Genomic DNA, 25014 nt, shown 5'->3' with positions numbered 1-25014 from the left:
ACTTTCGGGAAGGCAGTGTCAGCTCATCCTGGGTGTGCCACCACCAGGCTTTCCACCTTCTCCTTGGTGTCGGTGTCGGGATGCGGTGTGTGCAGCACCACGTTGAGGTCCGTACGATCCGGCAGCCGGAACAGCGAGTACTCGAAGGTGAGGTTCCCGGCCTCGGGGTGGGTGATCGCCTTGATCCCCTGGGAGCGGGAGCGTACGTCCGGCCGGGCCCACAGCTCGGCGAACTCCGCACTGGCGCCGCACAGCTCGTCGGCGATCTGGCCGAACACCGGATCGTCGTGATAGCGGGCCGCGCTGGCACGGAAGTCGGCCACCATGTCCGGGGCGAACTCGTGCCATTCGGTGAACCTGCCGCGGTAGATCGGGTGGGTGAAGAACGCCACCATGCAGTTCCGGACATCGTCGTCGAATCCGAACACCCACCTGGCGGCGTCGTTCATGGCCACCAGGTTGTAGTGCCGATCCAGTACGTGCGCCGGATTGGGCATCCATGCGTCCAGTACCGCGCGCAACTGCTCGCTCACCGGCGCGCCCGGCCGGCCTGCGGGGTCCGGTGGATTCAGCCCGGCGAGTACGTACAGGTGCGCCCGCTCGGCTTCGTCAAGCTTCAGCACGCGGGCGACCGCGTCCAGCACGGCATCGGAGACCTTGATGTCGCGTCCCTGCTCCAGCCAGGTGTACCAGGACACTCCCACCCCGGCGAGCACTGCCACCTCTTCCCGGCGCAGTCCCGGAGTACGGCGGCGCCCTCCGGCGGGCATACCGACGTCGGCGGGGGAGAGAGCTTCCCGCTTGGCACGCAGAAACTCTTTGAGCTGGTCACGGCGGTCTGGACTGGCAGTCACGAACACACCATAGGCGACTACAGAACCGGCTTCCGACTGCCGCTGGCGGGCGCAAGTGAGGACGGCTTCACTCTGCTGGCCGGCCTGTGGATAGCGGCTGTTGTCCTACGACAGTGTCCAGCGCCGGCGCGATCACGGCGAAAGCCTGGTCGATCAGGGCGGTGGGGTCCTCGGAACCGTCGCTGTCGCTCCACCGCCGCAGCACGGCGTCGAAAGCGGTCAGCGCCATCCCGGCCGCCATGTGCGGGTACAGGTCGGCCGCGGGGTCGAGTCCCAGCCGGTGGGCCAGCTCCGCCGTCAACTCCGCACGCCACTGCGCCTGGCGCTCCAGGAAGCGGGCGAGCAGGGCCGGTGTGTCCAGAATCAGCTGCACCACGCGCAGCGCCCGGTCGGCATGGCTGGCGCAGGCATTGACGGAGGCCCAGACGGTGTGCCGCAGTGCGGCCGATGGCGGCTCCTCGGCGGGGCGGGCCGCCAACTCCGCACGCATGCCGGCGCCCATCTCGGCCAAGAACTGGACCACCACGTCCTCCTTTGAAGCGAAATATCGGAAGAACGTGCGTCGGGAAACGCCTGCGGCGGTCACGATCTCGTCGACCGTGACCGCGTCGAACCCTTTCCGGGTCAGCAGATTCAGCGCCGCCTGTGTCAGCTCGTCAGAGACGAGCTGACGTTTGCGCTGGGCCAGGCTCACTTCGGGGCGAATGGTCACCAGCCCACCTTACATCCCATGCCGCTGGTAGCACGGAAGCGCAACTTGACACTCAGTGCCTCTAAGGGCAGCGTGTGTCGTGTGATTGAATCCTGGACCTCCGCGCATATTCCGGACCAGACCAACCGGACGTTCGTCGTCACCGGAGCCACCAGCGGCCTCGGCCTGGCGACCACCCAAGCGCTCGCCCGCAAGGGCGGGCACGTCATCCTCGCCGTACGCGACGAGCTCAAGGCCCGCCAGGCGGTCGCGAAGATCGTCGCTGAGCAGCCGGGCGCCCGTCTGGAGGTACGCCGCCTCGATCTGGCCGATCTGGACTCCGTCCGCGCCTTCGCCGACGGGTTGCGCTCCGACCACGCGCGGCTGGACGTGCTCATCAACAACGCCGGCGTCATGGCGCCACCCCGTACCCTCAGCGCGCAGGGCCACGAGCTGCAGTTCGCCGTCAACCATCTTGCCCACTTCGCCCTCACGGGCCTGCTGCTCGACCTCCTGGCCGACGGCGACGACCCCCGCGTGGTCACCGTCAGCTCGGCCAACCACCGGCAGGGCCGCTTGTTCTTCGAGGACCTGTCCGGTGAGCGCGCGTACGCGCCGATGAGGTTCTACAACCAGTCGAAATTCGCCAACGCGGTCTTCGGCTGGGAACTCCACCGCCGCCTGACCGCCGCCGGCAGCCCGGTGGCCAGCATGCTCGCCCACCCCGGCTACACCGCCACCAACCTGCAGACGAGCGCACCGGTCGGCATGGTGAAAATGCTGTACGGCCGTATCCTCACCCCGCTCGCCCAGCCCCCGGACCGGGGCGCACTGCCCCAGCTGTACGCGGCCACCGCCCCGAACGCGTCCGGCGGGCAGTTCTTCGGGCCGGACGGCATGGGCGAACTGCGTGGCGCGCCAACACGGGTGCGACTGGCCCCGGCCGCCGCCGACGCCGAGACCGGACGCCGGCTGTGGGAGTTGTCGGAACGGCTGACCGCCGTGCGGTACGCGCTTCCGGTCACTGGCTGAGTCTGAGCGTGCCCCTGCCTCTACAGTTCGTGATCGTCGAACTCCGTGCGCTGCCCCCAGCGGCGGCGGGGTGAATCGCATTGCTCACTCCAGACAATGCGCGCGGCAAAAGCGCTATCGTCCACCCCACCTGGGCGTGGAGTCTCCTGACATGAAGCACTTCATGCTCGACTGGGACGGCTTGAAGTCCCGCTACAGCCGCTGGACTGAGCACTCGACGAAGCCGAGTTCCGCACGATTGACCGGCGTCTGCGCCTCAGCATGAGCGTGACGGCGACCGTCACCACCGCGATGGCCGTGAGCACGGCGCTCCAGGTGCTGTGCAGCAGCGCGGGCGGCGTCTGTTGGACGAGGACGAAGGCGCCCATCGCCAGCACGAACCAGCCGAACGCCGTGCGCAGGCGGTCGGCGTTGATCCGGCCGGCGAGCCAGCCGCCGAGGAGCCCACCGGCCACGGCCGCCGCGGTCACCGGTAGCGCAATCGACCAGTCGACGAGCGTGCTGTGCAGGTAGCCGGCCAGGCCGGCCAGGGACTTCATGGCGATGACGAGCAGCGAGGTGCCCACCGCCACCCCCATGGGCAGACCGCCGAGCAGCACCAGCGCGGGCACCACGAGGAACCCGCCGCCCGCGCCGACTAGCCCGGTCACCAGGCCGACGACCACGCCTTCAGTGATCACATGCGGGACGGGCAGTTCGCGACGCTGAGGCTTGGCGGCGGGGATGCGGCGGTTGCGGATCATGGCCACGGCCGTGGCGAGCATCATGGCCGCGAAGGCCGCCATGAGCAGCGTCTCGGGCAGGTACGGGCCGATCAGCCCGCCGCCGTACGCGCCCGCCATGCCGGCCGCGCCGAAGATCAGCCCGGTACGCCAGCGGATGCGCCCGTCCCGGGCGTGGCCGACGGCGCTGACCGCGCTGGTGATCGCCACGACGAACAGCGACATGGCGATGGCCTGCTTGGCTGGCACGCCGACGAGGTAGACCAGCACCGGCACGGTGAGGATGGACCCGCCGCCGCCGAACAGGCCGAGCGTCACGCCGATCACGGCAGCGGCAGCAAGGGTCAAGACGATCACCAATACTCCCGGGGGTATAAGGGTTTGATGGATTGGCCCGGCGGGTCGGAGGTCAGGGGTCCGTCTCTGCTCAGATTCGGCGCAGGCGCGCGATGGCGGCCTCGACGTCCGCGCCGTCCGTCCGGTTGTAGGGCAGCCGGGCCAGCAGCATGCCCATGGCGCAGGTGTCGGTGACGGCTGCGAACGCCAGGCCCGCCCCGATGAACGCGGCGATGAGCACCGTGGCCGGGATCCAGAGGCTCGCCACGACCGAGGCGAGCACGATGCTCCCGGAGATGAGCCGGACCTGCCGCTCCAGCGGCCAGCGCGCCCGGCCGCGGTTGACCGGCGCTCCGGAGGCGATCCAGGCGTTCATGCCGCCGTCAAGGACCGCGACGTCGTCCAGACCGGCGCCGCTCAGCGCCGACCTCGCACGTTCGGCGCGGTTGCCGGACTGGCAGATGAGCAGCATGCGCCCGCCCGCGTCGGCGACGATGCGCCGCAGGTGGGCGTCGACCTGGTCGAGCGGCAGGTTGATGGCGCCGTCGATGTGCGCGGACTCGAACTCGGCCGGGGTGCGTACATCCACGACGAGCACGTCGGGGTTGGCCGCGATCAGCGAGCGGACGGTGGCGGCGTCGATGTGGGACACGGGGTTTCTCCTGGCTTGGTCTTGGTGGTCAGGCGGCGTTTCGCTCGCGGAGCGAAGCGACGACCTCGGGAACTCCCGCGCCGGTGAGCGCGATCGGCCGGTATCCCTCGCGGGCGAGGAGTCCGGCGGCAATGGCGGCGCGCCGGCCGGAGGCGCAGGCGATGAGGACCGGACGGGCAGGGTCGAGCTTGCCGGGGGTCCCCTGGGTCAACAGGTCGGGCAGGAAGCGCTCCACCGCGCCCGCCAGCCGGGTCTGCTCCCGTTCGGTGGGCATCCGTACGTCCAGCAGTTGGGCGGTCGGCTGGATCAGCATTTTGACGAAGGCGTCGAGCGCGGCCAGCTGGTAGGTCTGCGTGGCGGCCTCGCCCAGGTTGCGCACGACGCCCTGGACGGTGTCGATGCCGATCTGGGCGAGCTGGGTGACGGCCTCGGCGACGTCCTGGCCGGGCTCGGCGACCAGCGTGATCGGCTTGGCGTACGGCAGCAGCCATCCCGTCCAACTGCCGAAGTCGTCGTCCAGTTCGATGCCGAGGGAGCCGGGCAGCATGCCGCGCGCCTGGACCTGGCGGGGCCGGATGTCGACGACGTGGCTGCCCTGCGCGGGCTGGTCGAGCTCAGCCACTCGGGCGGGGGGCATGGGCGGCACACCGAGGGTGTTGGCCGGACCCATGAACTTGTAGAAAGCCGGGATGGGCATGGGCGCGGCCAGCAGCGTATCGGCCAGCTCGTCGGGCCCCTCGATGGCCAGCATCGGGTTGTCCTTCAGCTCCGCGCCGATGGTGGAGGTCAGCCTGCCCGCACCGGTGACGGTGCAGAACGAGCCCTCGCCGTGGGTCGGATACAGGGCGATGCCGGGCGGCAGTGCTGCCAGGCGGTGCAGCGAGCCGTGCTGAAGGCGGGCCAGAGAGCGGGCGCGCTCGGGGCCGAGTAGGTCGGGACGGCCGGCCGAGGCGACGAGCAGGCTGCCGCCGGAGAACAGCGCGACCGGCTCGCCGTCGATGAGCACCAGGTAGCTGGTGTGCTCGGGGGTGTGGCCGGGCGTGTGTATGGGCCGGATCGTCAGGCCACCGCCGTTGATCTCCTCCAGGTGGAAGGCGGGTGTGTGCCGATAGGAGGGGGCCGCGGCGGCAGGCAGCACCAGCTCGGCGCCGGTGCGCAGCGCGGCCTGCTCGCCGCCGGAGACGTAGTCGTTGTGCAGGTGGGTCTCCAGCACGAACCGCAGGTCCACGTCCCGTTCGGCGGCGGCCCGCAGGAAGCGGTCGATGTCGCGCTGGGGATCCACGAGGACGCCCTTGCCCTCGTGTGTCAGCAGGTAGGTCTGGTCGCCCAGGCCAAGCGTCCGGAACAACATGACATCCATGGTCCATTCACTCCTTCTATACCCGGGGGGGTATCGATGGGTCAAAAAAGTGCGGCCTCGGCGTCTGCCGTGGCCGCGGGTGTCAGGCGAGCGCCAGGAAGAGCTTCTCCAGCTCGGCGACGCTCATAGCCGGCTGATCGCCGCGGTTCTGGGCGTCCTGGCAGTGCCTTAGCCCGGTCGCCACGATTTTGAAGCCGGCACGGTCGAGAGCCTTGGAGACGGCCGCCAGTTGGGTCAGCACCTTCGTGCAGTCCTCGCCGGCCTCGATCATCGCGATGACCCCGGCCAACTGGCCGTGTGCCCGCTTCAGCCGGGTCAGCGCGTCACCCACCATGCCCTCGTTCAGCTCCATGTCTCAAATATACCCCCAGGGGTACCCATCAGTGCAAATCTGGTCTCGCCGGGGCGGCGAGCTTCCTTTCGAAGGCGATCTCCTTCGGAGCGACCGTACCCAGCCGCTTGCGGCCGAAGGCGGTCAGCTCCCTGCGCAGCTGGACAGGACGATCAACCACGCCGACGGCTGGCGCGACCGGACACTGCCGACCCTGCCCGTCCTGGAACAGGTCTTCACCGAATTCACCACCTGGTGTGCGGACACCCCGGCCTGCGCGTTGCACAGAGAGGACGCCGGGGCGGTCCTGGGAGTCGGGCGCGCGTCCAGCCCCAGCCGGGCCCCGACGGCACAGGCTGAATCTCCGGCGTTCGCACCGGAGAGCGCGTCAAGGGTCGACGGTCTCCTCGGAGGTGCGGTGGTCGATCCGTAGATCGGGTGTTGATTCCGCGTACTCCTCGCGGGCGTCGGAGTCGGCGAGGATGCTTGCCGCCTGCATCTCGGTGTCGTCGCTGCCTGCTGCCTGTTCCTCGGGCAGCAGGTGCTCGGCGCGTCGTCGTATCCGCTCTGCCATGGGCTCGTGCATCACCCCGGCGTACCCGTCGGGGTGTCAGGAAAACAGATGTCAGGGACGCAAACAGCCTCGGATCAATGGGCCGCCGGCACCCAGCTGCCATAGAAGCGGCCTCGGATCACTTGGTCGTCGCCACCCACTCGGCCACGGTGGTGACGTCCGCCTGGCCGGGGAACACCTTTTCCACGAGCACCCGGTGCACCTCGGGATCGGAGTCGAGGCAGGCGTCGGACAGGACGGTGAGCTGGAAGTCCAGGTCGGCCGCTTGGCGCAGGGTGGACAGCACGACGCCGCTCGTGGCGATGCCGGTGAGGACCAGGTGATCGATCTCGCCTGCCCGCAGGACCATGTCGAGGTCGCTGCCGGCGAAGGCGCTGACCCGCTTCTTCGTGACGACGACGTCGCCAGGCTCCGGCACCACGTCCGGATGGATCTCCATGGCTTGCTCGTTTCCGGCGATTCCCCCCATGCGGGCGATCGCGCCGAACATCTTGTTGCGGGGACTGATCTCCGCATATCCGGGACGGAACCCGACGGCCGCGTAGATCACCGGGAGGCCGGCGGCCCGGGCGGCGTCGATCGCCTCGCGCAGGCGCGGCAGGTAGGCGGGGTCCGGGTAGCGGTCCACGATGACCCGTTGGACATCCATCACCAGGAGAGCGGTCTTGGCCACTGTCGTCCTTCCGTGAGTTACGGCGAATGACCATGAGTCTAGGGATCGTTAATCAGTTGTCGGCCGCCAGGCGCTTCGCCCAAGATGGCGGCCATGGCAACCACACGACGAGCCGACATGTTCACCGCGGACGGCAAGCCATCCGACGACGACCCACGTGAGAACGGGCCAACGCTGGGCGACGAGCGCACCACGCTGATCGAAAACCTGCGCTGCGCACGCCTCACCTTGGAGATGAAATGCGCGGATCTCGACGCGGAGGCCATGGCGCGGCGGTCCGTTGAGCCGTCGACGATGTCGCTCCTGGGCCTGGTGCGGCACCTGGCCGAGGTGGAGCGTGGGACGTTCCGGGTGCTGATGGCCGGACAGGACGTCCCCAAGCTGTTCACCTCCGAGACCGACCGCGACGGTGACTTCGATGGCGCTGTCGCCGACCCCAAGGTCGTGGCGGAGGCGTGGGAGGCATGGCGTGCGGAGGTGGACTTCGCCGAGCGGTTCATGGCCGAGGCGCCCAGTCTCGACATCACCGCCGACGATGCCGCGAATCTGCATGGCAGCGGTGGAGGGCTGATGTCGCTGCGCGAGGCGGCGCTCGGAATGATCTGGGAGTACGCCCGACACATGGGTCATGCCGACCTGCTGCGCGAGCGCATCGACGGCCGCATAGGTCAGTAATCAGGTGCTCAGCGGTCGCCTGGTCATGCTCGGGTCAGTACGTCTTCCAACGGCGTCCATGCCAACCCGTGGGCCTCCGCCACCGGCTGGCTGGTCAGGCGGCCCTCGTGCGTGCTCAGCCCCAGCGCGAGCGCCCGGTCCTGGCGCATGGCCGGTGCCCAGCCCCGGTCGGCGATGGCCAGGGCGTACGGGAGCGTGACGTTCGTCAGGGCGAACGTCGAGGTGTACGGGACCGCGCCCGGCATGTTGGCCACGCAGTAGAAGACCGACTCGTGCACCTGGTACGTCGGCTCCGCGTGCGTGGTGGGCCGGGAGTCCTCGAAGCAGCCGCCCTGGTCGATCGAGATGTCGACCAGCACGGAGCCGGGCTTCATCCGGCTGACGAGCTCGTTGGTCACCAGCTTGGGCGCCTTCGCGCCGGGCACCAGGACCGCGCCGATGACCAGATCGGCCTCGCGTACGGCGCTCTCGATCTCCAGGGTGTTGGAGGCGACCGTCTGGCAGTGGCCCTGGTAGATCATGTCGGCCTGGCGGAGTTTGTCGATGTTCTTGTCGAGGAGGAGCACCTCGGCCTGCATGCCGAGCGCGATGGCGGCGGCGTTCATGCCCGACACGCCCGCGCCGATCACCACGACGTGGGCCGCGCGCACGCCTGACACGCCGCCCATCAGCACGCCTCTGCCGCCCTGCGAGCGCATCAGATGGTACGCGCCGACCTGAGGCGCGAGCCGTCCCGCGACCTCCGACATGGGGGCGAGCAGGGGGAGGGCGCCGTTCGGCGTCTGTACGGTCTCATAGGCGACTCCGGTGACGCCCGAGTCGAGCATCGCCTTGGTGCAGGCCCGGGAGGCGGCCAGATGGAGGTAGGTGAACAGGATCTGGCCTTTGCGCATCCGGTGGTATTCCTCGGCGATCGGCTCCTTCACCTTCAGCACCAGGTCGCTCTCGGCCCAGACGTCGTCGACCTGGTCGAGTATGACGGCACCGGCCGCCGCGAAGTCGGCGTCGGGGATCGACGAGCCGAGGCCCGCGTCGTGCTCGACGTGGACCTGGTGGCCGTGCCGTACCAGTTCGTGGACGCCCGCGGGGGTGAGCGCGACGCGGTATTCGTTGTCCTTGACCTCGCGGGGAACGCCGACCTTCATCGAGACTCCTTGAGCGTGGAAACCCCTGCCTTCAGGCGGCGTCACTTTCTTCTCGACCGCCGTAAGGATCCATCGACAATCTGCAGCCCTTTTCCCCATCTTCCCCATTTCTTGCTGGACGATGAGGATTGTTCGCCTGATTACCCCGCTACAGCCGGTCCTCGATAGGCTCACCCGCAGCCCGAACGTCAGGATGGGGTCGCCAACGATGGAGAAGCCGGAAGAGCCGCCACCCGCGGAGCCCGGAGAGCCCGGAGAACCCAAGGCCAGCAGATTCACCACCATCGTGTTGATCGTCTCGCTGGTGATCGTTGTGCTCATCTCCGGCGTGCTGGGGACGGTCGCCGTCCTGATGACCAGAAGCCCCGACGCGCCGCTCCTGGGGGGCGTCCCGCCGCTGCGGCTGGCGACGCCGATCCACTTCGCGCCGGTCAGAGACACCAAGCCGGCGCCGTGCCCGGGTGTCACGGCCGTGCTCGACAAGGAGCAGACCACCTGTTACCTGCTGGAGGACGGGGTCACGGTCAACGCCGTACAGCGGATCGAGGCCGTACGCGAGAAGGACGGCACCTATTCGGTGCGCATCGCGATCGCGCCCGCGTTCAAGCAGAAGGTGTCGGACCTCATTGACGAGCTGGTGACCGACCAGCGGCAGGTGGCGGTCGTCCAGGTGCCCAAGACCGTTGTGGCAGCACCGATCGTCACGCAGCCCATGGACGGCGACAGCCTGAGCATCGTGGGCTTCGACAAGGCGGCGGCCGAGGCCCTGGCCGCGAGCCTGCTCGGCTCCACGCCGTCGCCCGGAGCGCCGACCGGCGGAGCGCCGACCAACGGAGGGCCGACCGACGCCGCCCCGACCGCAGGGGTACCGACGGGTGGAGCGCCAACGGGTGGAGCGCCAACGGGTGGAGCCCCAACGGGTGGAGCGCCGACCGGTGGAGCGCCGACCACCACGGGCCAGGCCCCCCCGGGCACGACGGGTACGACGGGCGTGCCCAACGCGGGAGCGCCGACATCAGGCGCCTCGGCCCCGGCCAGCCGTGCCACCTCTCCCGTCCGGGGCAGCCTGGACCCCCACTACGCGAGCTGCAAGGCGGCCGTCGCCGCCGGCGACGGCCCGTACACCAAGGGCGTCCACCCCGAGTACGCCTGGTACCCCGACCTCGACAAGAACAACGTGGCCTGCAACACCGCCGACATCCGCTGACAGCCGACCAAGCAGCTACCCGAACAGCTCCTCCAGCGCGGTGATCCCGAAATAGGCCAGGAAGATCAGCGAGACCACCCACAGCAGCCACGGAATCTCCCCGAACTTCCCCCGAGCCGCCTTGATCAGCGTGTACGAGATCACCCCGGCCCCCACCCCGTTCGTGATCGAGTACGTGAACGGCATCAGCGCGATCGTCAGGAACGCGGGCACCGCCAGCTCCAGATCCTCCCAGGGCACGTTCCTGCTCTGCGTCATCATCAGCGCCCCGACCAGCACCAGCGCGGGTGCCGCCGCGGCCGCGGGCACCATCCCGGCCAGTGGCGTGAACAGCAGGGCCAGGCCCAGCAGCGCCCCGGTCACCACACTGGCCAGCCCGGTCCTGGCCCCCTCGCCCACGCCGGCGGCCGACTCGACGAAGACGGTGTTGGCCGACGAACTGCTCGCCCCGCCGATCATGCCCGCGACGCCGTCCACGGTCAGGATCGCGCCCAGCCGCGGCACCCGCCCCTGCTCGTCCACCAGCCCGGCCTCGTCGCTGACGCCGATGATCGTGCCCATCGCGTCGAAGAACCCGGACAGAATCAGCGTGAACAGCACCACGGCCGCCGTCAGCGCCCCCGCGCTCACGAACCCGCCGAACAGATCGAACCGTCCCACCAGCCCGAAGTCGGGCGCCGCGACCAGCGACTTCGGCACCCGGGGTGTCACCACGCCCCAGGTCTTGGGGTCGATGGAGGCCAGTGAATTCACGACCACGGCCAGGACAGTAGTCACCGCGATGCTGATGAGGATGGCCGCCGGAGTCCGGCGTACGTACAGGACGATCATCAGGAGCAGCCCGAAGCAGAACACCGTGACCGGCCAGCCCGCCAGGTGCCCGGTCGCGCCGAGCTGCACGGGCGTGCCGGATCCCGCCGCCACGAAGCCCGCGTCGACCAGGCCGATCAGCGCGATGAACAGCCCGATCCCCACGCTGATCGCGTGCTTGAGCGCCAGCGGGATCGCGTTCATGATCAGGGTACGCAGGCCCGTCACGGCCAGGATGACGATCGCGAGTCCTTCGAGGACGACCAGGCCCATCGCCTGGGCCCAGGTCATGTGGGGCGCGGCCTGGTAGGCCACGACCGCGTTCAGGCCGAGCCCGGCCGCCAGCCCGAACGGCGCGTTGCCGATGAAGGCCATGAGCAGCGTCGAGACGGCCGCCGCCAAGGCGGTCGAGGTGGTGAGCTGGACGATCGAGAGCCTGGCGCCGGTGACGTCACGGGCCCCGGCCAGGATGATCGGGTTGAGCAGGATGATGTAGGCCATCGCCATGAATGTGGTGATGCCGCCGCGCACCTCGCGCCCGGCCGTCGTCGACCGGCCGGAGAGCTCGAAGAACCTGTCGAGCACGGCCATTCCCCCTCGCGATCAAGGGGGAGTGCCGGGTGCCTTACCCGGCCGGGTGCGTGATCATCCCTCCGGCCGGTCCCACAAGGCGCCGATCACGCCTCGCAAGGCGCCGATCATGCCTCGTGCTTGCCACCGCCCACCAGGCCGATGAACTCCTCCAGGCCGATCCGGCCGTCGCCGTCCTTGTCGATGGCGTCGATGAACGCGCTGATCTCCGCGTCGGTGACGCCGTGCCCGCCGAGGGCCGCGTTGACCTGCCTGATCTCGCTGGTCGACAGCAGGCCGTCACCGTCGGTGTCGTACCGCTCGAACTCCGCCTTGGCCGCGTCACGTGCGCTGGTCATCGGATTCCTCCCCGTAGTCGATCCGCCCATTAACCAAGGCGATATCTTCCGGTCTGATGGGAACGCGCGTCAACCGCAGTCCGGTCGCCGCCCGCACCGCCGCCGCGATGGCGGGCGTGGACGAGAGCGTGGGCGGCTCACCCGCGCCCCGCAGCCCGTACGGGGCGTTGGGGTCGGGATTTTCCAGGATCTTCAGCGCCATCGGCGGCATGTCGAGAATGGTGGGAATCAGGTAGTCGGTGAACGACGGATTCAGCAGCCGCCCGTCACGCATCTGGATCTCCTCCATCAGCGCCAGCCCGAGTCCCTGCGCCGAGCCGCCGTGGATCTGGCCCTCCAGCGCCTGCGGGTTCATGATCCGTCCCACATCCTGTACGGCCGCCAGCTCGACCACCTTGACCAGGCCCAGCTCGACGTCCACGTCCACCACGGCCCGGTGTACGCACAGGGCGAGCTGGGTGTGCGAGTCACCCTGCCCGGTCTCGGGGTCCATCGGGAACGTGGGCCGGTGCCGATACTCCCGCGTCTCCTCGATCGTCCCGTACTTCTCCAGCGCCTCCCTGGCCGGCAGCCCCTCGAATCGCGCCCGAACGGCCTCGCAGGCCGCCTTCACCGCCCCGCCGGTGACGTACGACTGCCGCGAGGCCGACGATGAGCCCGCCGAGCCCACCGTGGTGTCGGCCGTCGCCACGGTCACGTTCTCGACGCCGAGCTCGGTCCTGGCGATCTGGGCCTGGATCGTCACCAGGCCCTGGCCGACCTCGGCCGCCGCGGTGTGCACGGTGACGTGCGGCTCGCCGCCGATCAGCTCGGCGCGGACCCGGGCCGTGGAGTAGTCGTCGAAGCCTTCGGAGAAGCAGATGTTCTTGATGCCCACGCCGTACCCGACGCCTCGCCGTACGGACTCGCCGTGGGTGGTCTGCGAGACGCCGCCCGGCAGCGTGCGCAGATCGGACTCCCGGGAGGGCGGCAGGGGCATCGCGGCCAGGTCGCGGAGCATGCCGGCCAGCGGCGCGGGGGAGTCGATGATCTGGCCGGTGACCAGGGACGAACCCTGCGACACCGCGTTGCGCACCCGGATCTCGACCGGCGACAGCCCGCACGCCTCGGCCAGGAGGTCCATCTGCGACTCGTACGCGTAGCACGCCTGCACCGCGCCGAACCCGCGCATCGCCCCGCACGGCGGGTTGTTGGTGTAGACGCCGGTGGCGTCGATGCGGACGTTCGGCACCTCGTACGGGCCGGCGCCGAGCGAGGCGGCGTTGCCGACGACGGCGGGGGAGGAGGAGCAGTACGCGCCGCCGTCGAGCAGGATGTCGGCCTTGACGTAGACGAGCTTGCCGTCACGAGTGGCGCCGTGCTCGTAGCGCATCCACGCGGGGTGACGGTGTACGTGGCCGTAGAACGACTCCTCGCGGTTGTAGACGATCTTCACGGGACGGTTCAGCCGGAGCGCCAGCATGCAGGCGTGCGCCTGCATCGACAGGTCCTCGCGGGCGCCGAACGCGCCGCCGACGCCCGACAGGGTCAGCCGTACCTTCTCCGGCGGCAGCCCGAGGCAGGGGGCGAGCTGGTCGCGGTCCACGTGCAGCCACTGGGTGGCGATGTACAGGTCCACGCCGCCGTCCTCGGCGGGGACGGCCAGGCCGGACTCGGGGCCGAGGAACGCCTGGTCCTGCATGCCGACCTCGTACTCGGCCGACACCACGACGTCCGCCTCGAAGGTGTCGCCCACCCGCACCGGCTGATGTCGTACGAAATTTCGGGACTCACGGGGGTCTGTCACGGCGGGACGGGGCTCGTACTCGACCACGATCGCCGCCGCGGCCCTGCGCGCGGTCTCCGGATGGTCGGCGGCCACCAGCGCGACCGGCTCGCCCTGATAGCGGACCTGGTCGATGGCCAGCACGGGCTGGTCCTTCAGCTCCAGGCCGTAGAACTTCTCGCCGGGCACGTCCTCGTGCGTCAGCACCGTGAACACCCCCGGCATCGCCAGCGCGGGCCCCACGTCGATCGAGCGGATCCACGCCGAGACGTGCGGGCTGCGCAGCGTCACGCCCCACGCCATGCCGTCGAGCCACAGGTCGGAGGCGTAGGCGAACTCGCCTGTCACCTTCAGTGTGGCGTCCGGCCGCCGGGCGCTCTCGCCCACGCCCATGGACTCGAGCGGCCGCGTCTCGCTCGACGTTTCGGTCATCTTCCGAGTAGAGCACCAGCGTGTCGGCGGTCCTATGCGTGTGACGTTAAATCCAGGTCAGAGCTTGGCGGGCCGACTTGTATATTCCTCCAAGTGCGCATCAGTGACCTGCTGGCCATCGGCGAGCTGCGCCTCAGGCTCCTGACCGGCGACCCGGCCACGGAGTTCACCGGCGTGCACATCACCGACCTGCCCGAGCCGGGGCGCTACCTGTCGGGCGGCGAGCTGGTGCTCACGGGGATGATGTGGCGCACCTCGCCGGACGACGCGGCCCCTTTCGTCGCCGCGCTGGCCGAGGCCGGGGTGGCCGCGCTCGGCGCGGGCCAGGCGTGGCTCGGCCACGTTCCGGAAGACCTCGTGGCGGCGTGCGCGGCGGCCGGGCTGACGCTCGTCGAGGTGCCCACCGAGACCTCGTTCCGTACGCTCGCGGAGCTCGTCGTGCCCCGCCTGTCCGGCGACGCGCGCGACGCGCTCGGCCGCCACCGCAGGCTGCTCACCGCGGTGGCCGAGGGCGCCGCGCTGCCCGAGCTGTTCGCGCTGACGGCCGCGGAGCTGGGCGTCACGGGCGCCGTCGTCTCCGCCTCCGGCCGGGTGATCGTGGGTTCCGCCGAGGATCCGGCACGGCTGGCCCGCGCGTACCTGACGGCGTCCCGGCTGCCCTGCCGCGTCGGCGAGCACACGATCTTCGGCGTCGGGCGCGGCCACCGGGCCGCGGGCTGGGTACTGGCCTGCGACGGCGACCTGCTGGACCGGCCCGACCTCGGCTACGAGCTGGCGGCCTGTGTCGCGGTCGAGCACAGCCGGATGGAGGAGGGGCGCCGGGTCGAACGGCGGCTGGCCGAGCAGCTCGTCACGGCCGCGCTGGCGGGGGCGGGCCCGGCCGAGCTGGACGCCAGGCTCCGCACCTGCGGGCTCGACGCCGCCGAGCCGTACGCGATCGTGAACGCCACCGTCCTCACGACGGGCCGGCCGGGCGATCCGGACGCGGCGACGTTGGGCGGGCAGGCCGTGGAGGAACTGCTGGACCGCGAGATCGTCGCCGCGGTACCGACGGAAGGCGCGGCACGGGCGAAAGGCGCGGTACAGACGGAAAGCGCGGCACGGGCGGAGGGTGCGGTACGGACCGACGGCGCGGTGGGGTTGGTGCCGCTGCGAGGCTCGACCGTGAGCGGGGTGGCCGAGCGGCTGAGCGCCGGGGCGGAGGTGCTGTCCGCGCTGCCCGGCACGCGCGTCTGCGTCGGACTGAGCGGCGCGCTCACCGGCGCGGCGGCCGTGAAGGGCGGGGTCGAGGAGGCCGGGCACGCCCGGCGGCTGGCGGAGGTGCGCGGCGGCGGAGTGGTGACCAGCGATGAGATCTACACGCACGCCCTGTTGCTGGCCACCGCCCCCGGCGATGTGCGCCGCTCCTTCGCCGATCGGCTGCTGACGCCGCTACTCGACTATGACGGGCGGCACCAGTCAGAGCTGGTGCGGACGCTTGGCACGTTCCTCGACTGTGCCGGCTCGTGGAACGCGTGCGCGGAGCGGATGCACGTGCACGTCAACACGGTTCGATACCGGATCAGGAGGGTGGAGGAGCTGACCGGCCGCGACCTGTCGACGATGACGGATCGGGTCGATTTTTTTCTGGCGCTCCGGGCACGCTGAGGGATCCGCGGCCTGGAGAGCGGTTCGGGCGGCCTAACTAGAGGTGGCTAGCAGCACGCAATGACATCAAATGCGATGCTGGGCGCCACTTCGGCCTCCGCAGTCGTAACATTGGTGGCTGCGACCAAAACAGTCGCAATCAGTGCTGACAGGATAAGACGCTTGCGCATCTAGGGCTCCCTCGCCTATATGGGTTGTGCGTTTGTCATCATCTCAAGGAGCGGCGACTGTGACCACATCTGACCTGGTCGGACTCCGTATTAAGACCGTTCGGCGACAGCGTGGCCTGTCTCAGGCCCAACTCGCGCATCCCGAACTCTCGGACAGCTACGTCTCCTTGATCGAGAGTGGCAAGCGTACCCCGACTCCTGCCGTCCTGGAACTGCTGGCCCAGAAGCTGGACTGCTCGTTGTCCTACTTGGTCAACGGCGTAACCGCAGAGCAGATGGAGGATATCGAGCTCGCACTCGGCTACGCGCGGCTGGCCCTGGAGAACGGTGAGGTCACCGAGGCCCGCACCCGCTTCGCCGAGCTGATGGCGAACAATAACCTGACAGGTCTGACGTCTCTCCGTCAAGACACCGAATTCGGACTTGCCCTGGCCACCGAGGCCTGCGGCGACCACAGCGGCGCCATCGCTCTCCTCGATCGGCTGAGCGAGGAGGACATCTCACCCGACCGCCGCATCGAGGTCTCCATCGCGCTGTGCCGCCTCTATATGAGGAGCGACAGGCTCACCGAGGCCGTCGGCATCGGCGAGCGGGTCCTGGGCGGGGCGAGCCGGCCGGCGTGGTCCGACCTGATCATCGAGCTCGGCGCGACCCTGCTGAACGTCTACCTGAAGCGCGGCGACCTCCTGCGCGCCCGCCAGTTCGCCGCCGAGCTGCTGAACGCCGCCGACCTGCTCGGCACGCCGCGATCCATGGTCGCCGCCTGCTGGAACGCCGCCATCGTGGCCGAGAGCACCGGGCATGGTGAGGAGGCCCTCGGCTTCGCCGAGCGCGCTCTGGCCGTCCAGTCCGAGACCGGCCAGCCGCGCAACCTCGCCAGGATGCGCCAGGCGTACGCGGCGCTGATGCTCAGGGCCAGGCCGTCGGCGGCCAAGGAGGCCCGTCAGCTGCTCCTCAAGGCCGACCACGAGCTGGCCCAGTCCTCCGCCAGCACCGCCGACCGGGCCAGCTGCCTGGTGGAGCTGGCCCGCGCCGAGATCCTGGACGGCAACTACGAGCAGGCCATCAGATACGCGCGATCCGGTACGGAGCTGCTGCCCGAGTCCGCCAGGACGCTCGACGCCGAGCTGCGTCTCGTGCTCAGCCGCACCTACGGCGGCCTGGGCAGGTTCGGTGAGGCCACCAACGAGCTCGAGGCCGTGCGCCAGTGGATCGACCCGCTGCCGGACTCCCGTAGCGTGGCCGCCACCTGGTACGCCGCCGCCGAGACCATGGAGCAGCTGGGCGAGGCCGACAACGCCGTGAAGGCCTACCAGCGCGCGCTGGCCTGCGCGGGCCTGTAGCGGGGTCAGGACCGGGCGGCGGCGTCGGTAGCCTTGGGGATGTCATGAAGAGATCCCCGTTCGCGGCTCTCACCGCGTTCCTCGCCGCCCTGGTCCTGCTGGGCACCGCCGGACCGGCCCTGGCTCACGACGCTCTCAAGAGCAGTGACCCGGCCAAGGGCGCCACGGTCGAGTCCGTCGACGAAGTCAAGCTCGAGTTCACCTCGGGCGTGCGCATCCCGGTCGTGGTCGTCCGCGGCGCGGAAGGCACCGCTCACCAGAGCGGCGACCCCCGGGCCGACGGCAAGGTGGTGACGCAGGAGCTCAAGGGCGCGTTGCCCGATGGGAAATACACGATCGCCTACCGCGTCGTCTCCTCCGACGGGCACCCGATCGAGGGCGAGATCCCGTTCACGGTCAAGGGGGCGCCTTCGCCGTCGCCCTCGCCGAGCGCGCCGCCACCGAGCGCGCAGTCGCAGGCGCCCGTCACCGAGGCTCCGGTAGCCCAAACCCAGGCCCAGGCTCCGGCTTCTGCCGTGCCGGCCGATCAGGCGGGGGCCGCCTCGACGTCGTTCCCCGTGTGGCTGATCGTCGTGGTCGGCGCGCTCGTCGGCATCGGCATCGGCTTCCTGCTCAGCGCGCGGCAGAAGCGGCCGAGCGGGCCGCCCACACAACCGCCCACAGACGAGAAGAAGCCGTGACCAGGGCCGCGCGTCTCGCGCTCGCGGCGGTGGGGGCGGCGCTCGTCGCCCTGGTGATCGCCATGGTCGCCGGCGGCGCGGCGTTCCCCCGGATCATCGCCGGCCTGCCCGACGCCGGGCCGATCACCCGATGGGGGCTGCCGGTCTCCAAGCTGTGGATGGACGCGGCCGGCGTGGTCACCATCGGCCTGCTGCTGACCGCCGCCCTCCTGCTGCCCAACGACAAGGGCCTGCTGGGCAAGACCGCGCTCGGCTACGTCAAGGCCGCCTCCTGGAGCGCGCTGTCCTGGGCCGCCGCCGCGTTCGCCGCGATCATGTTCGGGGCGGCCGACTTCTTCGCCCGCCCGGTCACCGAGATCTTCGAATCCAACTACCTGACCGGCTTCGCCACCCAGTTCGGCCAGGGCATCGCGCTGACGCTCGTAGTGCTGTTCGGGGTGGCCATCGCGCTGTTCTCGCGCGGTGCCATCACCGCCGGGGCCGCGGCCGGCCTGCTGGTGCTCGCGCTGGCCACGCTGCTGCCGCCCGCGCTCACCGGTCACTCCTCCTCCTCGCCCAACCACGACCTGGCCACCTCGGGGCTGGCGCTGCACCTGCTCACGCTGTCGCTGTGGGTGGGCGGCCTCGCCGTGGTGGCCCTGCACGCCGTACGGAAGCTGCCGCAGCTGGAGATCGCCGCGGCCAGGTTCTCCAGGCTCGCCCTGTGGTGCTACATCGGGGTCGGCGCGTCCGGGGTGTTCAGCGTGCTCGCCCGGCTGACCTCGGTCTCCGATCTCTGGACGTCGGCGTACGGCGTGCTGATCGTGGCGAAGATCATCGCGTTCGTCCTGCTCGGCTACGTGGGCTGGTGGCACCGGCAGCGCACCCTGGCCGGGATGGGCGCCGGCCGCCATGGCGCGTTCACCCGGCTGGCCTGCGGTGAGCTGTTGCTCATGGCCGCCACCATGGGCCTGGCCGTCGTGCTCTCCCGCACCGCGCCGCCGCCGGTCAGCGTGCCCGCCGACCGGGCCTTCGACCTGCTCGGGTTCCCGATGCCGCCGCCGATCACGATCGGCAACCTGGCCTCGCTGTGGTGGCTCGACCTGTTCTTCGCGGTGGTCGCCGCCGCCCTGGGCGGCCTCTACGCCGCCGGGGTCATCAGGCTGATGCGGCGCGGCGACAGCTGGTCGTGGGGCCGCACCGCCGCCTGGTTCGGCGGGGTGGCGCTGCTGGTCGTGGCCACCCAGAGCGGTATGGCCCGCTACGCCAAGGTCATGTTCGACGTGCACATGGTCGAGCACATGACGCTCGCCATGGTCGTGCCCATCCTCCTGGTCCTCGGCGGTCCCGTCACGCTGGCGCTGCGCGCGCTCAGGCCGGCCGCCAAGCGCGGTGACCGGGGGCCGCGCGAGTGGCTGACGACGATCCTGCACAGCGGGTTCGTCAAGGTCGTCGGCCATCCGGGCATCGCGACGGCGATCTTCATCGCCTCGACGTACGCGCTGTACTTCACGCCGCTGTTCGAGTCGGCCATGGAGGAACACCTCGGGCACATCTTCATGACCCTGCACTTCCTGCTCAGCGGGTCGCTGTTCTTCTGGGCGATCATCGGGGTCGACCCGGCTCCGCACCGCCTGCCGTACGTGGGCAAGCTGCTGGTCCTGTTCGTCACGATGCCCTTCCACGCGTTCTTCGGCGTCGCGCTGATGATGACCGGCACCGTGCTGGCCTCCGGCTGGTACGACCAGCTCGGTCGTACGTGGGGCGGCCCGCTGCTGGAGGAGCAGCAGAACGGCGGCGCGATCGCCTGGGGGTTCGGCGAGATCCCGACCTTGATGGTGCTGCTGGCGATCGCCATGCAGTGGTACCAGGACGACGAGCGGCAGGCACGGCGGGCGGACCGCAAGGCCGACCGCGGCGGCGCGGGCGACCCCGAACTCGCCTCCTACAACGCCTACCTCGCCAAGCTCAACAGAAGTGACAGGGCCGAGTAGCCGTTCGGCCACGGCCTTCTATCCTCCCCCGCGCGTAACCGAACCGCCGGGTAGCCTTGCTCGCAGGGGAGACGGGCATAACCTCATGAGCTGTGTGCGTAAGGCCCGAGGGGGGAACTTCGCGCACGCGCATGGGACATCGGTATGGGGGCCGATGGGTGCCCCATGTGCTCAGAGAGGCGATCAGAGTTGTCGAAAGAGACGCGCATGCGCGGGGGGCAAAGCCTGGCGGAGGCGCTGGAGACCTACTTGGCGGAGTGGTCGGAGCGCACGGGCATCGCCGTCGAGACGTGGGCGCTGCCCTCGACCGACGTGCCGTCCCGCATTGGGGCGGGCGTGCTGGCCGCCATGCGCGAGGCCCTCGGCAATGTCGAGGCGCACAGCGGCGCGAGCCTTGTCTCCGTCGCGGTGACCTCGGGCCGGGACGGCCTCCGGATGACGATCCGCGATCACGGCCGGGGCTTCACCACGCTCAGAGCGGGCCGCGGCATCGCGCGGATGCGGGCCACGTTCACCGAACTAGGCGGGAGCTTGTCGGTCACCGGGACGCAGGGCGAGGGCACCACCGTCAGCGGCGTGGTGCCTAGGCGAGGGTGAGGATCTCACTGCCCGTGTCGGTCACCACGATCGTGTGCTCGAACTGAGCCGTGCGCTTGCGGTCCTTGGTCACGGCGGTCCATTTGTCGGGCCAGATGTCGTAGTCGATCGTGCCCAGCGTCAGCATCGGCTCGATCGTGAACGTCATCCCCGGCACCAGTTCGACCCGCAGCGACGGGTCCTCGTAGTGCGGCACCATCAGGCCCGAGTGGAAGGTGGTGCCGATGCCGTGCCCGGTGAAGTCGCGCACCACCCCATAGCCGAACCGCTTGGCGTAGGCCTCGATGACCCGGCCCACCACGTTGAGCTGCCGGCCCGGCGCGACCGCCTTGATCGCCCGCATCATCGCCTCGCGGGTGCGCTCCACCAGCAGCCGTGACTCCTCGTCGACCTCGCCCACCAGGTAGGTGGCGTCGGTGTCGCCGTGGACGCCGCCGATGAAGGCGGTGATGTCGACGTTGACGATGTCGCCGTCGCGCAGCACGGTGTCGTCGGGGATGCCGTGGCAGATCACCTCGTTGATCGAGGTGCACAGCGACTTGGGGTAGCCCTTGTAGCCGAGCGTGCTCGGGTAGGCGCCGTGGTCGACAAGGAACTCGTGGCCGATCCGGTCCAGCTCGTCGGTCGTGACACCGGGCTGGATGTGCTTGGCGACCTCGGCCATCGCCTGCGCCGCGATCCGGCCGGCCACCCGCATCCGCTCGATCGTCTCCGGGGTCTTGACGTCGGATTCACCGGTCTTGGGACGCTTCTTGCCGACGTACTCCGGCCGCTGGATGTGCGCGGGGACCTTTCGAATGGGCGAAACTCGCCCTGGCTGGAGCAATGTCGTCATGAAAGGCAAGTCTACGGGGCAGGATTGATCCCGTGAGCGATGGCCAGTGGTGGTTCTGCCTCAAGCACATGCGCGTCGAGCCCGAACAGGGCTGCCCCAACAAGGACCGGATGGGCCCCTACGAGAGCGAGCAAGAGGCGGCCGGCGCCCTGCAGCGCGCCGCCGACCGCAACAAGGCGTGGGACGAGGCCGACGAGGACGAGGACTAGGCCGCAGATCCTACGTCCGGGCTCGCGGATCTACAGCGACGCGAGCGCCTTCGCCACGCCCGGGTCACGGCCGGTGGCCAGGTCAAGGGCGGTCATCGGGGCGTGGTGGTCGACCGGTACACCGATCGTGTCGATGATCTCGCGGGCGGGCCCGAGGTGCCGGACCTTGGGCAGCAGCAGGAGGCTGCCGTCGTCGAGGAGGTAGCCTTCGGCGGGGCCGGAGATGGCTCCCGCGGTGCGGGTCCCGATGAGGGTGCCCAGTCCGTTGTCCTTGACGGCCGCGCTGAAGTCCTCGCAGGCCGAGGCGCAGGCCCGGTCGGTCAGGACGACGAGGCGCAGGCCGAGCAGCGGGACGCTGTCGTCGGTCCGGTTGGGCACGCAGTCTCCCTGGAGCGGGCAGAAGTAGCTGGTCACCTTGCCGTGGGCGAAGGCGCCGAGCAGCCGCGTCACCTCACGGGGCGACCCGCCGCCGTTGCCGCGCAGGTCGAGGACCACCGCCTTCGGTTTGTCCTGGAGCTTGGCGATGACCTGGTCGGCGGCGCCTTCGAAGAACCCGGGGAGCTGGATGTACGCGACGCCGCCGGGAAGCGTCTTCGACGTCACCCCCGGAGGCTGCACCGTGACGGGGCCCTCCTTGAGATCGATGGTGCGGGTCCGTCCCGTCGTAGGGCGCTTGAGCGTGAGCGTTACCGTGTCGGCGGCGAAGGCGTTGACGATGCTCTGGTTCGCGGTGTCCCCGATGAACGCCGGCATGCCGTTGACCTTGACGATGATGTCGCCGGGCCTGATGTCGGCCTTGGCGGCGGGGCTGCCGGGCAGGACGCGGGTGATGAACAACGGCGGCTTGGCCGCCGGGTCGAGCTGCGGGCCCTGCGCGGCTGACACGCCCACGATGCCCGTTCCGGTCGGCCCCCCTTCCGGCGGGGGAGTCGGCCGGACCGCGCGGGCATGGTTGTCGTGCAGTCCGGTGATCATCCCGGTGATCGCGGCGCGCAGCGCGGACACGTCACCGGCCCCGAGGACTTGCGCGAAGGCGGCCCAGTCGGTGTCGCGGTCGCCGGTCAGTTCGGGCAGCCGGAGGTCGGCCCGGTCGGCGTCGCGCCGCATCAGGTCCTGGGTGTAGGCGGCGAAAGCGCTCTTCAGCAGGGCCTTCGGATCCATGGCCGGACCGCTGTAGTAATGGTCCAGCACACAGAAGTACGCCTGACGGAGGGTGTTCACCGAGGTGGGTGGCGCCGATTGCGGCGGTGGCGACGTGGCGGCGGCGCAGCGGTCGTCTGAGGCGGCGGCCGGCGAGGACGCGGGCGCGGCCAGGGCGCAGGCCGCCGTCAGCACGGCGGTGCAGAGGAGTCTGATCATGGCCGCCAGCGTGACGGGAAGCGGATTGCACGGCCGTGAACGGATCCGTTAACGCCGCTGTTACCCCGATTCGGGTACGAACGTCGACATGCGGGTGCTGGTGGCCGAAGACGAACGCGATCTGGCCGATCTCGTGGCGGTGGGGTTGCGCCGCCACGCCATGGCCGTCGACGTGGTGTACGACGGGGCCGCCGCGGCGGAGCGGCTGGCGGTGAGCGACTACGACGTCCTCGTACTGGACCGGGACCTGCCCGGGATGCACGGTGACCTCGTGTGCCGTGAGCTGGTGGCGCGCGGCAGCCGTACGCGGATCCTGATGATGACGGCGGCCGCGGCGGTGCCGGAGCGGGTGGCCGGTCTCGGGATGGGGGCCGACGACTACCTGCCCAAGCCGTTCGACTACGCCGAGCTGGTCGCCCGGGTGCGGGCGCTGGGGCGGCGCAGCCAGGCGCAGGTGCCGCCGGTGCTGACGCGGCACGGGATCGTGCTCGACGCCCACCGGCTGCAGGCCTCGCGGGACGGGCGGCATCTGCACCTGTCGCTCAAGGAGTTCGCCGTCCTTGAGGTGCTGATGAGGGCGGACGGCGCGGTCGTGAGCTCTGAACGGCTGCTCGAAGAGGCGTGGGACGAGAACGTGGACCCGTTCACGACGGTGGTGCGGGTGGTGATCAGCCGCTTACGCGCGAAGCTGGGCGAACCGGCCTGCATCCAGACGGTTCCCGGCGCGGGATACGTGTTGTGACGACGGTCCGGGTACGGCTCACGCTGATCTACTCCGGATTGTTCCTGCTGACCTCGACCGTGCTGCTGATCACGGTCAACCTGCTGCTGAGCCAGGCGCTGCACAGGGGGATCTCGCGGATCCAGGGGGCGCCGGTGGCGCCACTGGCGCCGCTGCGGAAAGTGCCGGCCGATCCGCCGCCGGTGCTGCCCGATCTGGTGGACGACGTGATCCAGTACCAGTGGGGGGTGACCGAGCTGACGGTCGGGCTCCTGACGGTGGTGTCAGTGGTCGTCGGCTGGCTGGTCGCCGGGCGGATCCTGCGGCCCGTCCACCGGATCACCGCGACCGCGCAGCGGCTGTCCATGTCGACCCTGCACGAACGCATCGCGCTCGTCGGGCCGAAGGACGAGCTGAAGGAACTGGCCGACACCTTCGACGCGATGCTCGACCGCCTCGAGCACTCCGTCGAGGCGCAGCGGCGCTTCATCGCGAACGCCTCCCACGAGCTGCGGACCCCGCTGGCCGTCCAGCGAGCGGCGATCGAGATCGGCCTGCCCGAGAACGTCGGCGAGATCCGCGACAAGCTCCTGTTCCACAACCGACGTACCGAGAGCCTCATCGGCGCCCTGCTGGTCCTCGCCCAAGCGGAACACGGCCTGGAGCAGCGGCTCCCGGTGGCCCTGGACGAGGTGGTGAGAGTGGTCCTGGCCGAAGGGAACGCGGACGGCCTCACCGTGACCACCCGGATCGAACCGCTCACCGTCGATGGGGATCCGATCCTGCTGAACCGGCTCGTCACCAACCTCCTCGACAACGCGGTCCGCTACAACCATCCCGGCGGCAGTGTCGAGTTGACGCTCTTCGACAGAGCTCTGACTGTCCGGAACACCGGCCCGGACGTGCCGGGCGAGCGTGTGGACGACCTCTTCGAGCCCTTCCGGCGGCTCCACACGACCCGTGAGCAGGGTGCCGGACTCGGGTTGTCGATCGTCGCGTCGATCGCGAAGGCACACGAGGCGGGCGTACGGGCATGCCCCAACCCCGGGGGCGGCCTGGAGGTCGTGGTCGTCTTCTGAGCGGCTCGGGTTGTGCCGCTGTCACGGGCAAGACCGATTCCCTGTGACTCCAATTCGCCTGGGGCGGACAAACGCCCCCAAATAAATCAGCTCTTTATCGGACAAGCATCCTCAAAATGCTTGTATGGGGCGCGTAAGGTCTCGAATTAAAACGCTGACGGTGATCAACCATAAAGCGCCGAGCGAAACTCGGGGCTAGTCATCGGCCGACGT

General features: G+C 69.9%; 26 protein-coding genes. 11 read left to right on the top strand and 15 right to left on the bottom strand.

Going from position 1 to position 25014, the window contains the following annotated elements:
- Positions 1-23: 23 nt before the first annotated feature.
- Both ACIBO2_RS09020 and ACIBO2_RS09015 read right to left on the bottom strand, forming a co-directional pair.
- Entirely contained in the window at positions 24-854 is an 831-nt protein-coding gene (locus tag ACIBO2_RS09020) for a helix-turn-helix transcriptional regulator (protein ID WP_358551062.1), read from the bottom strand.
- 67 nt (positions 855-921) lie between these two features.
- The gene (locus ACIBO2_RS09015; protein WP_358551064.1) at positions 922-1566 is read right to left on the bottom strand and encodes a TetR family transcriptional regulator; all 645 of its coding nucleotides are present in this window, start codon (positions 1564-1566) and stop codon (positions 922-924) included.
- Between the two features lie 81 nt (positions 1567-1647).
- Between ACIBO2_RS09015 and ACIBO2_RS09010 the strand changes: the two genes are divergently transcribed.
- Entirely contained in the window at positions 1648-2577 is a 930-nt protein-coding gene (locus ACIBO2_RS09010) for an oxidoreductase (RefSeq protein ID WP_358551065.1), read from the top strand.
- A 161-nt stretch (positions 2578-2738) separates the two neighbouring features.
- On the opposite strand, the gene ACIBO2_RS09005 is transcribed toward ACIBO2_RS09010, so the two are convergent.
- The 7 genes from ACIBO2_RS09005 to ACIBO2_RS08975 all read right to left on the bottom strand — a co-directional run bounded on the left by ACIBO2_RS09005 (position 2739) and on the right by ACIBO2_RS08975 (position 7225).
- Positions 2739-3656, bottom strand: a complete 918-nt coding sequence (locus ACIBO2_RS09005; protein WP_358551067.1) for a sulfite exporter TauE/SafE family protein — start codon at positions 3654-3656, stop codon at positions 2739-2741.
- 70 nt (positions 3657-3726) lie between these two features.
- A complete protein-coding gene (locus ACIBO2_RS09000) occupies positions 3727-4287 on the bottom strand; it encodes a rhodanese-like domain-containing protein (protein WP_397296109.1) in 561 nt (186 codons plus the stop codon).
- Positions 4288-4315: 28 nt separating this feature from the next.
- On the bottom strand, positions 4316-5647 hold the full coding sequence (locus ACIBO2_RS08995) for a rhodanese-like domain-containing protein (protein ID WP_397296107.1): 1332 nt from the start codon (positions 5645-5647) through the stop codon (positions 4316-4318).
- An 82-nt stretch (positions 5648-5729) separates the two neighbouring features.
- Complete coding sequence (locus ACIBO2_RS08990) at positions 5730-5999, bottom strand: metal-sensitive transcriptional regulator (RefSeq protein WP_358551073.1); 270 nt, start codon at positions 5997-5999, stop codon at positions 5730-5732.
- A 28-nt stretch (positions 6000-6027) separates the two neighbouring features.
- The gene (locus ACIBO2_RS08985) at positions 6028-6159 is read right to left on the bottom strand and encodes a hypothetical protein (protein ID WP_358551075.1); all 132 of its coding nucleotides are present in this window, start codon (positions 6157-6159) and stop codon (positions 6028-6030) included.
- Between the two features lie 207 nt (positions 6160-6366).
- Positions 6367-6552 carry a hypothetical protein gene (locus ACIBO2_RS08980; RefSeq protein WP_358551077.1) on the bottom strand — a complete coding sequence of 62 codons (186 nt, stop codon included), beginning with the start codon at positions 6550-6552 and terminating at the stop codon, positions 6367-6369.
- A gap of 118 nt (positions 6553-6670) precedes the next feature.
- Positions 6671-7225 (bottom strand): isochorismatase family cysteine hydrolase, encoded by a 555-nt coding sequence (locus ACIBO2_RS08975; RefSeq protein WP_358551079.1) that lies wholly within the window; start codon positions 7223-7225, stop codon positions 6671-6673.
- A gap of 93 nt (positions 7226-7318) precedes the next feature.
- Here ACIBO2_RS08975 and ACIBO2_RS08970 point away from each other — a divergent pair, with 93 nt between their 5' ends.
- Positions 7319-7900 carry a DinB family protein gene (locus ACIBO2_RS08970; RefSeq protein WP_358551081.1) on the top strand — a complete coding sequence of 194 codons (582 nt, stop codon included), beginning with the start codon at positions 7319-7321 and terminating at the stop codon, positions 7898-7900.
- A 23-nt stretch (positions 7901-7923) separates the two neighbouring features.
- Here the strand turns inward: ACIBO2_RS08970 and ald are convergent, their stop codons facing one another.
- Positions 7924-9045 (bottom strand): alanine dehydrogenase, encoded by a 1122-nt coding sequence (gene ald, locus ACIBO2_RS08965; protein WP_397296104.1) that lies wholly within the window; start codon positions 9043-9045, stop codon positions 7924-7926.
- A gap of 208 nt (positions 9046-9253) precedes the next feature.
- On the opposite strand from ald, the gene ACIBO2_RS08960 reads away from it, so the two are divergent.
- Positions 9254-10252 carry an excalibur calcium-binding domain-containing protein gene (locus tag ACIBO2_RS08960; RefSeq protein WP_397296102.1) on the top strand — a complete coding sequence of 333 codons (999 nt, stop codon included), beginning with the start codon at positions 9254-9256 and terminating at the stop codon, positions 10250-10252.
- Between the two features lie 15 nt (positions 10253-10267).
- Here the strand turns inward: ACIBO2_RS08960 and ACIBO2_RS08955 are convergent, their stop codons facing one another.
- The 3 genes from ACIBO2_RS08955 to ACIBO2_RS08945 all read right to left on the bottom strand — a co-directional run bounded on the left by ACIBO2_RS08955 (position 10268) and on the right by ACIBO2_RS08945 (position 14188).
- Positions 10268-11653: an NCS2 family permease gene (locus ACIBO2_RS08955; RefSeq protein WP_358551087.1), complete on the bottom strand. Its 1386-nt coding sequence runs from the start codon at positions 11651-11653 to the stop codon at positions 10268-10270.
- A 107-nt stretch (positions 11654-11760) separates the two neighbouring features.
- Positions 11761-11991 (bottom strand): EF-hand domain-containing protein, encoded by a 231-nt coding sequence (locus tag ACIBO2_RS08950; RefSeq protein ID WP_358551089.1) that lies wholly within the window; start codon positions 11989-11991, stop codon positions 11761-11763.
- Positions 11975-14188, bottom strand: coding sequence for a xanthine dehydrogenase family protein molybdopterin-binding subunit (locus ACIBO2_RS08945; protein WP_397296099.1), 2214 nt, complete (start codon positions 14186-14188; stop codon positions 11975-11977). Before ACIBO2_RS08945 ends, ACIBO2_RS08950 begins: the two co-directional genes overlap by 17 nt.
- A gap of 93 nt (positions 14189-14281) precedes the next feature.
- On the opposite strand from ACIBO2_RS08945, the gene ACIBO2_RS08940 reads away from it, so the two are divergent.
- From ACIBO2_RS08940 to ACIBO2_RS08920, 5 genes are all read left to right on the top strand, one after another.
- Positions 14282-15835: a helix-turn-helix domain-containing protein gene (locus ACIBO2_RS08940; RefSeq protein ID WP_358551093.1), complete on the top strand. Its 1554-nt coding sequence runs from the start codon at positions 14282-14284 to the stop codon at positions 15833-15835.
- 196 nt (positions 15836-16031) lie between these two features.
- The gene (locus tag ACIBO2_RS08935; protein ID WP_397296097.1) at positions 16032-17348 is read left to right on the top strand and encodes a helix-turn-helix domain-containing protein; all 1317 of its coding nucleotides are present in this window, start codon (positions 16032-16034) and stop codon (positions 17346-17348) included.
- 44 nt (positions 17349-17392) lie between these two features.
- Positions 17393-18028: a copper resistance CopC family protein gene (locus tag ACIBO2_RS08930; RefSeq protein WP_358551097.1), complete on the top strand. Its 636-nt coding sequence runs from the start codon at positions 17393-17395 to the stop codon at positions 18026-18028.
- Entirely contained in the window at positions 18025-20001 is a 1977-nt protein-coding gene (locus ACIBO2_RS08925) for a cytochrome c oxidase assembly protein (protein ID WP_358551099.1), read from the top strand. The genes ACIBO2_RS08930 and ACIBO2_RS08925 overlap by 4 nt, the downstream gene beginning before the upstream one ends.
- A gap of 207 nt (positions 20002-20208) precedes the next feature.
- On the top strand, positions 20209-20598 hold the full coding sequence (locus tag ACIBO2_RS08920) for a hypothetical protein (RefSeq protein ID WP_357961296.1): 390 nt from the start codon (positions 20209-20211) through the stop codon (positions 20596-20598).
- Here ACIBO2_RS08920 and map read toward each other — a convergent pair.
- On the bottom strand, positions 20585-21433 hold the full coding sequence (gene map / locus ACIBO2_RS08915) for a type I methionyl aminopeptidase (protein ID WP_358551104.1): 849 nt from the start codon (positions 21431-21433) through the stop codon (positions 20585-20587). The genes ACIBO2_RS08920 and map overlap by 14 nt on opposite strands.
- A 32-nt stretch (positions 21434-21465) precedes the next feature.
- On the opposite strand from map, the gene ACIBO2_RS08910 reads away from it, so the two are divergent.
- Positions 21466-21642 carry a hypothetical protein gene (locus ACIBO2_RS08910; RefSeq protein ID WP_358450280.1) on the top strand — a complete coding sequence of 59 codons (177 nt, stop codon included), beginning with the start codon at positions 21466-21468 and terminating at the stop codon, positions 21640-21642.
- A gap of 30 nt (positions 21643-21672) precedes the next feature.
- Here the strand turns inward: ACIBO2_RS08910 and ACIBO2_RS08905 are convergent, their stop codons facing one another.
- A complete protein-coding gene (locus tag ACIBO2_RS08905; protein ID WP_397296094.1) occupies positions 21673-23001 on the bottom strand; it encodes a S41 family peptidase in 1329 nt (442 codons plus the stop codon).
- Positions 23002-23089: 88 nt separating this feature from the next.
- Between ACIBO2_RS08905 and ACIBO2_RS08900 the strand changes: the two genes are divergently transcribed.
- Both ACIBO2_RS08900 and ACIBO2_RS08895 read left to right on the top strand, forming a co-directional pair.
- A complete protein-coding gene (locus ACIBO2_RS08900; RefSeq protein ID WP_358551108.1) occupies positions 23090-23743 on the top strand; it encodes a response regulator transcription factor in 654 nt (217 codons plus the stop codon).
- Positions 23740-24801 carry an ATP-binding protein gene (locus ACIBO2_RS08895; protein ID WP_358551110.1) on the top strand — a complete coding sequence of 354 codons (1062 nt, stop codon included), beginning with the start codon at positions 23740-23742 and terminating at the stop codon, positions 24799-24801. Before ACIBO2_RS08900 ends, ACIBO2_RS08895 begins: the two co-directional genes overlap by 4 nt.
- Positions 24802-25014: the final 213 nt, after the last annotated feature.

The organism is Nonomuraea sp. NPDC050022 (assembly GCF_044460705.1).
Lineage (GTDB): Bacteria > Actinomycetota > Actinomycetes > Streptosporangiales > Streptosporangiaceae > Nonomuraea.
The sequence above is the reverse complement of the archived record's forward strand: the minus strand, read 5'-3'. Positions and strand labels throughout refer to the sequence as shown.

Bases quoted from the DNA above. Each gene is read 5' to 3' on its own strand.
- ACIBO2_RS08995 (WP_397296107.1), bottom strand. From the start codon at position 5,647: ATGGATGTCATGTTGTTCCGGACGCTTGGCCTGGGCGACCAGACCTAC.
- ACIBO2_RS08990 (WP_358551073.1), bottom strand. From the start codon at position 5,999: ATGGAGCTGAACGAGGGCATGGTGGGTGACGCGCTGACCCGGCTGAAG.
- ACIBO2_RS08980 (WP_358551077.1), bottom strand. From the start codon at position 6,552: ATGGCAGAGCGGATACGACGACGCGCCGAGCACCTGCTGCCCGAGGAA.
- ACIBO2_RS08970 (WP_358551081.1), top strand. From the start codon at position 7,319: ATGGCAACCACACGACGAGCCGACATGTTCACCGCGGACGGCAAGCCA.
- ald (WP_397296104.1), bottom strand. From the start codon at position 9,045: ATGAAGGTCGGCGTTCCCCGCGAGGTCAAGGACAACGAATACCGCGTC.
- ACIBO2_RS08960 (WP_397296102.1), top strand. From the start codon at position 9,254: ATGGAGAAGCCGGAAGAGCCGCCACCCGCGGAGCCCGGAGAGCCCGGA.
- ACIBO2_RS08955 (WP_358551087.1), bottom strand. From the start codon at position 11,653: ATGGCCGTGCTCGACAGGTTCTTCGAGCTCTCCGGCCGGTCGACGACG.
- ACIBO2_RS08950 (WP_358551089.1), bottom strand. From the start codon at position 11,991: ATGACCAGCGCACGTGACGCGGCCAAGGCGGAGTTCGAGCGGTACGAC.
- ACIBO2_RS08945 (WP_397296099.1), bottom strand. From the start codon at position 14,188: ATGACCGAAACGTCGAGCGAGACGCGGCCGCTCGAGTCCATGGGCGTG.
- ACIBO2_RS08930 (WP_358551097.1), top strand. From the start codon at position 17,393: ATGAAGAGATCCCCGTTCGCGGCTCTCACCGCGTTCCTCGCCGCCCTG.
- ACIBO2_RS08920 (WP_357961296.1), top strand. From the start codon at position 20,209: ATGCGCGGGGGGCAAAGCCTGGCGGAGGCGCTGGAGACCTACTTGGCG.
- map (WP_358551104.1), bottom strand. From the start codon at position 21,433: ATGACGACATTGCTCCAGCCAGGGCGAGTTTCGCCCATTCGAAAGGTC.
- ACIBO2_RS08905 (WP_397296094.1), bottom strand. From the start codon at position 23,001: ATGATCAGACTCCTCTGCACCGCCGTGCTGACGGCGGCCTGCGCCCTG.
- ACIBO2_RS08900 (WP_358551108.1), top strand. From the start codon at position 23,090: ATGCGGGTGCTGGTGGCCGAAGACGAACGCGATCTGGCCGATCTCGTG.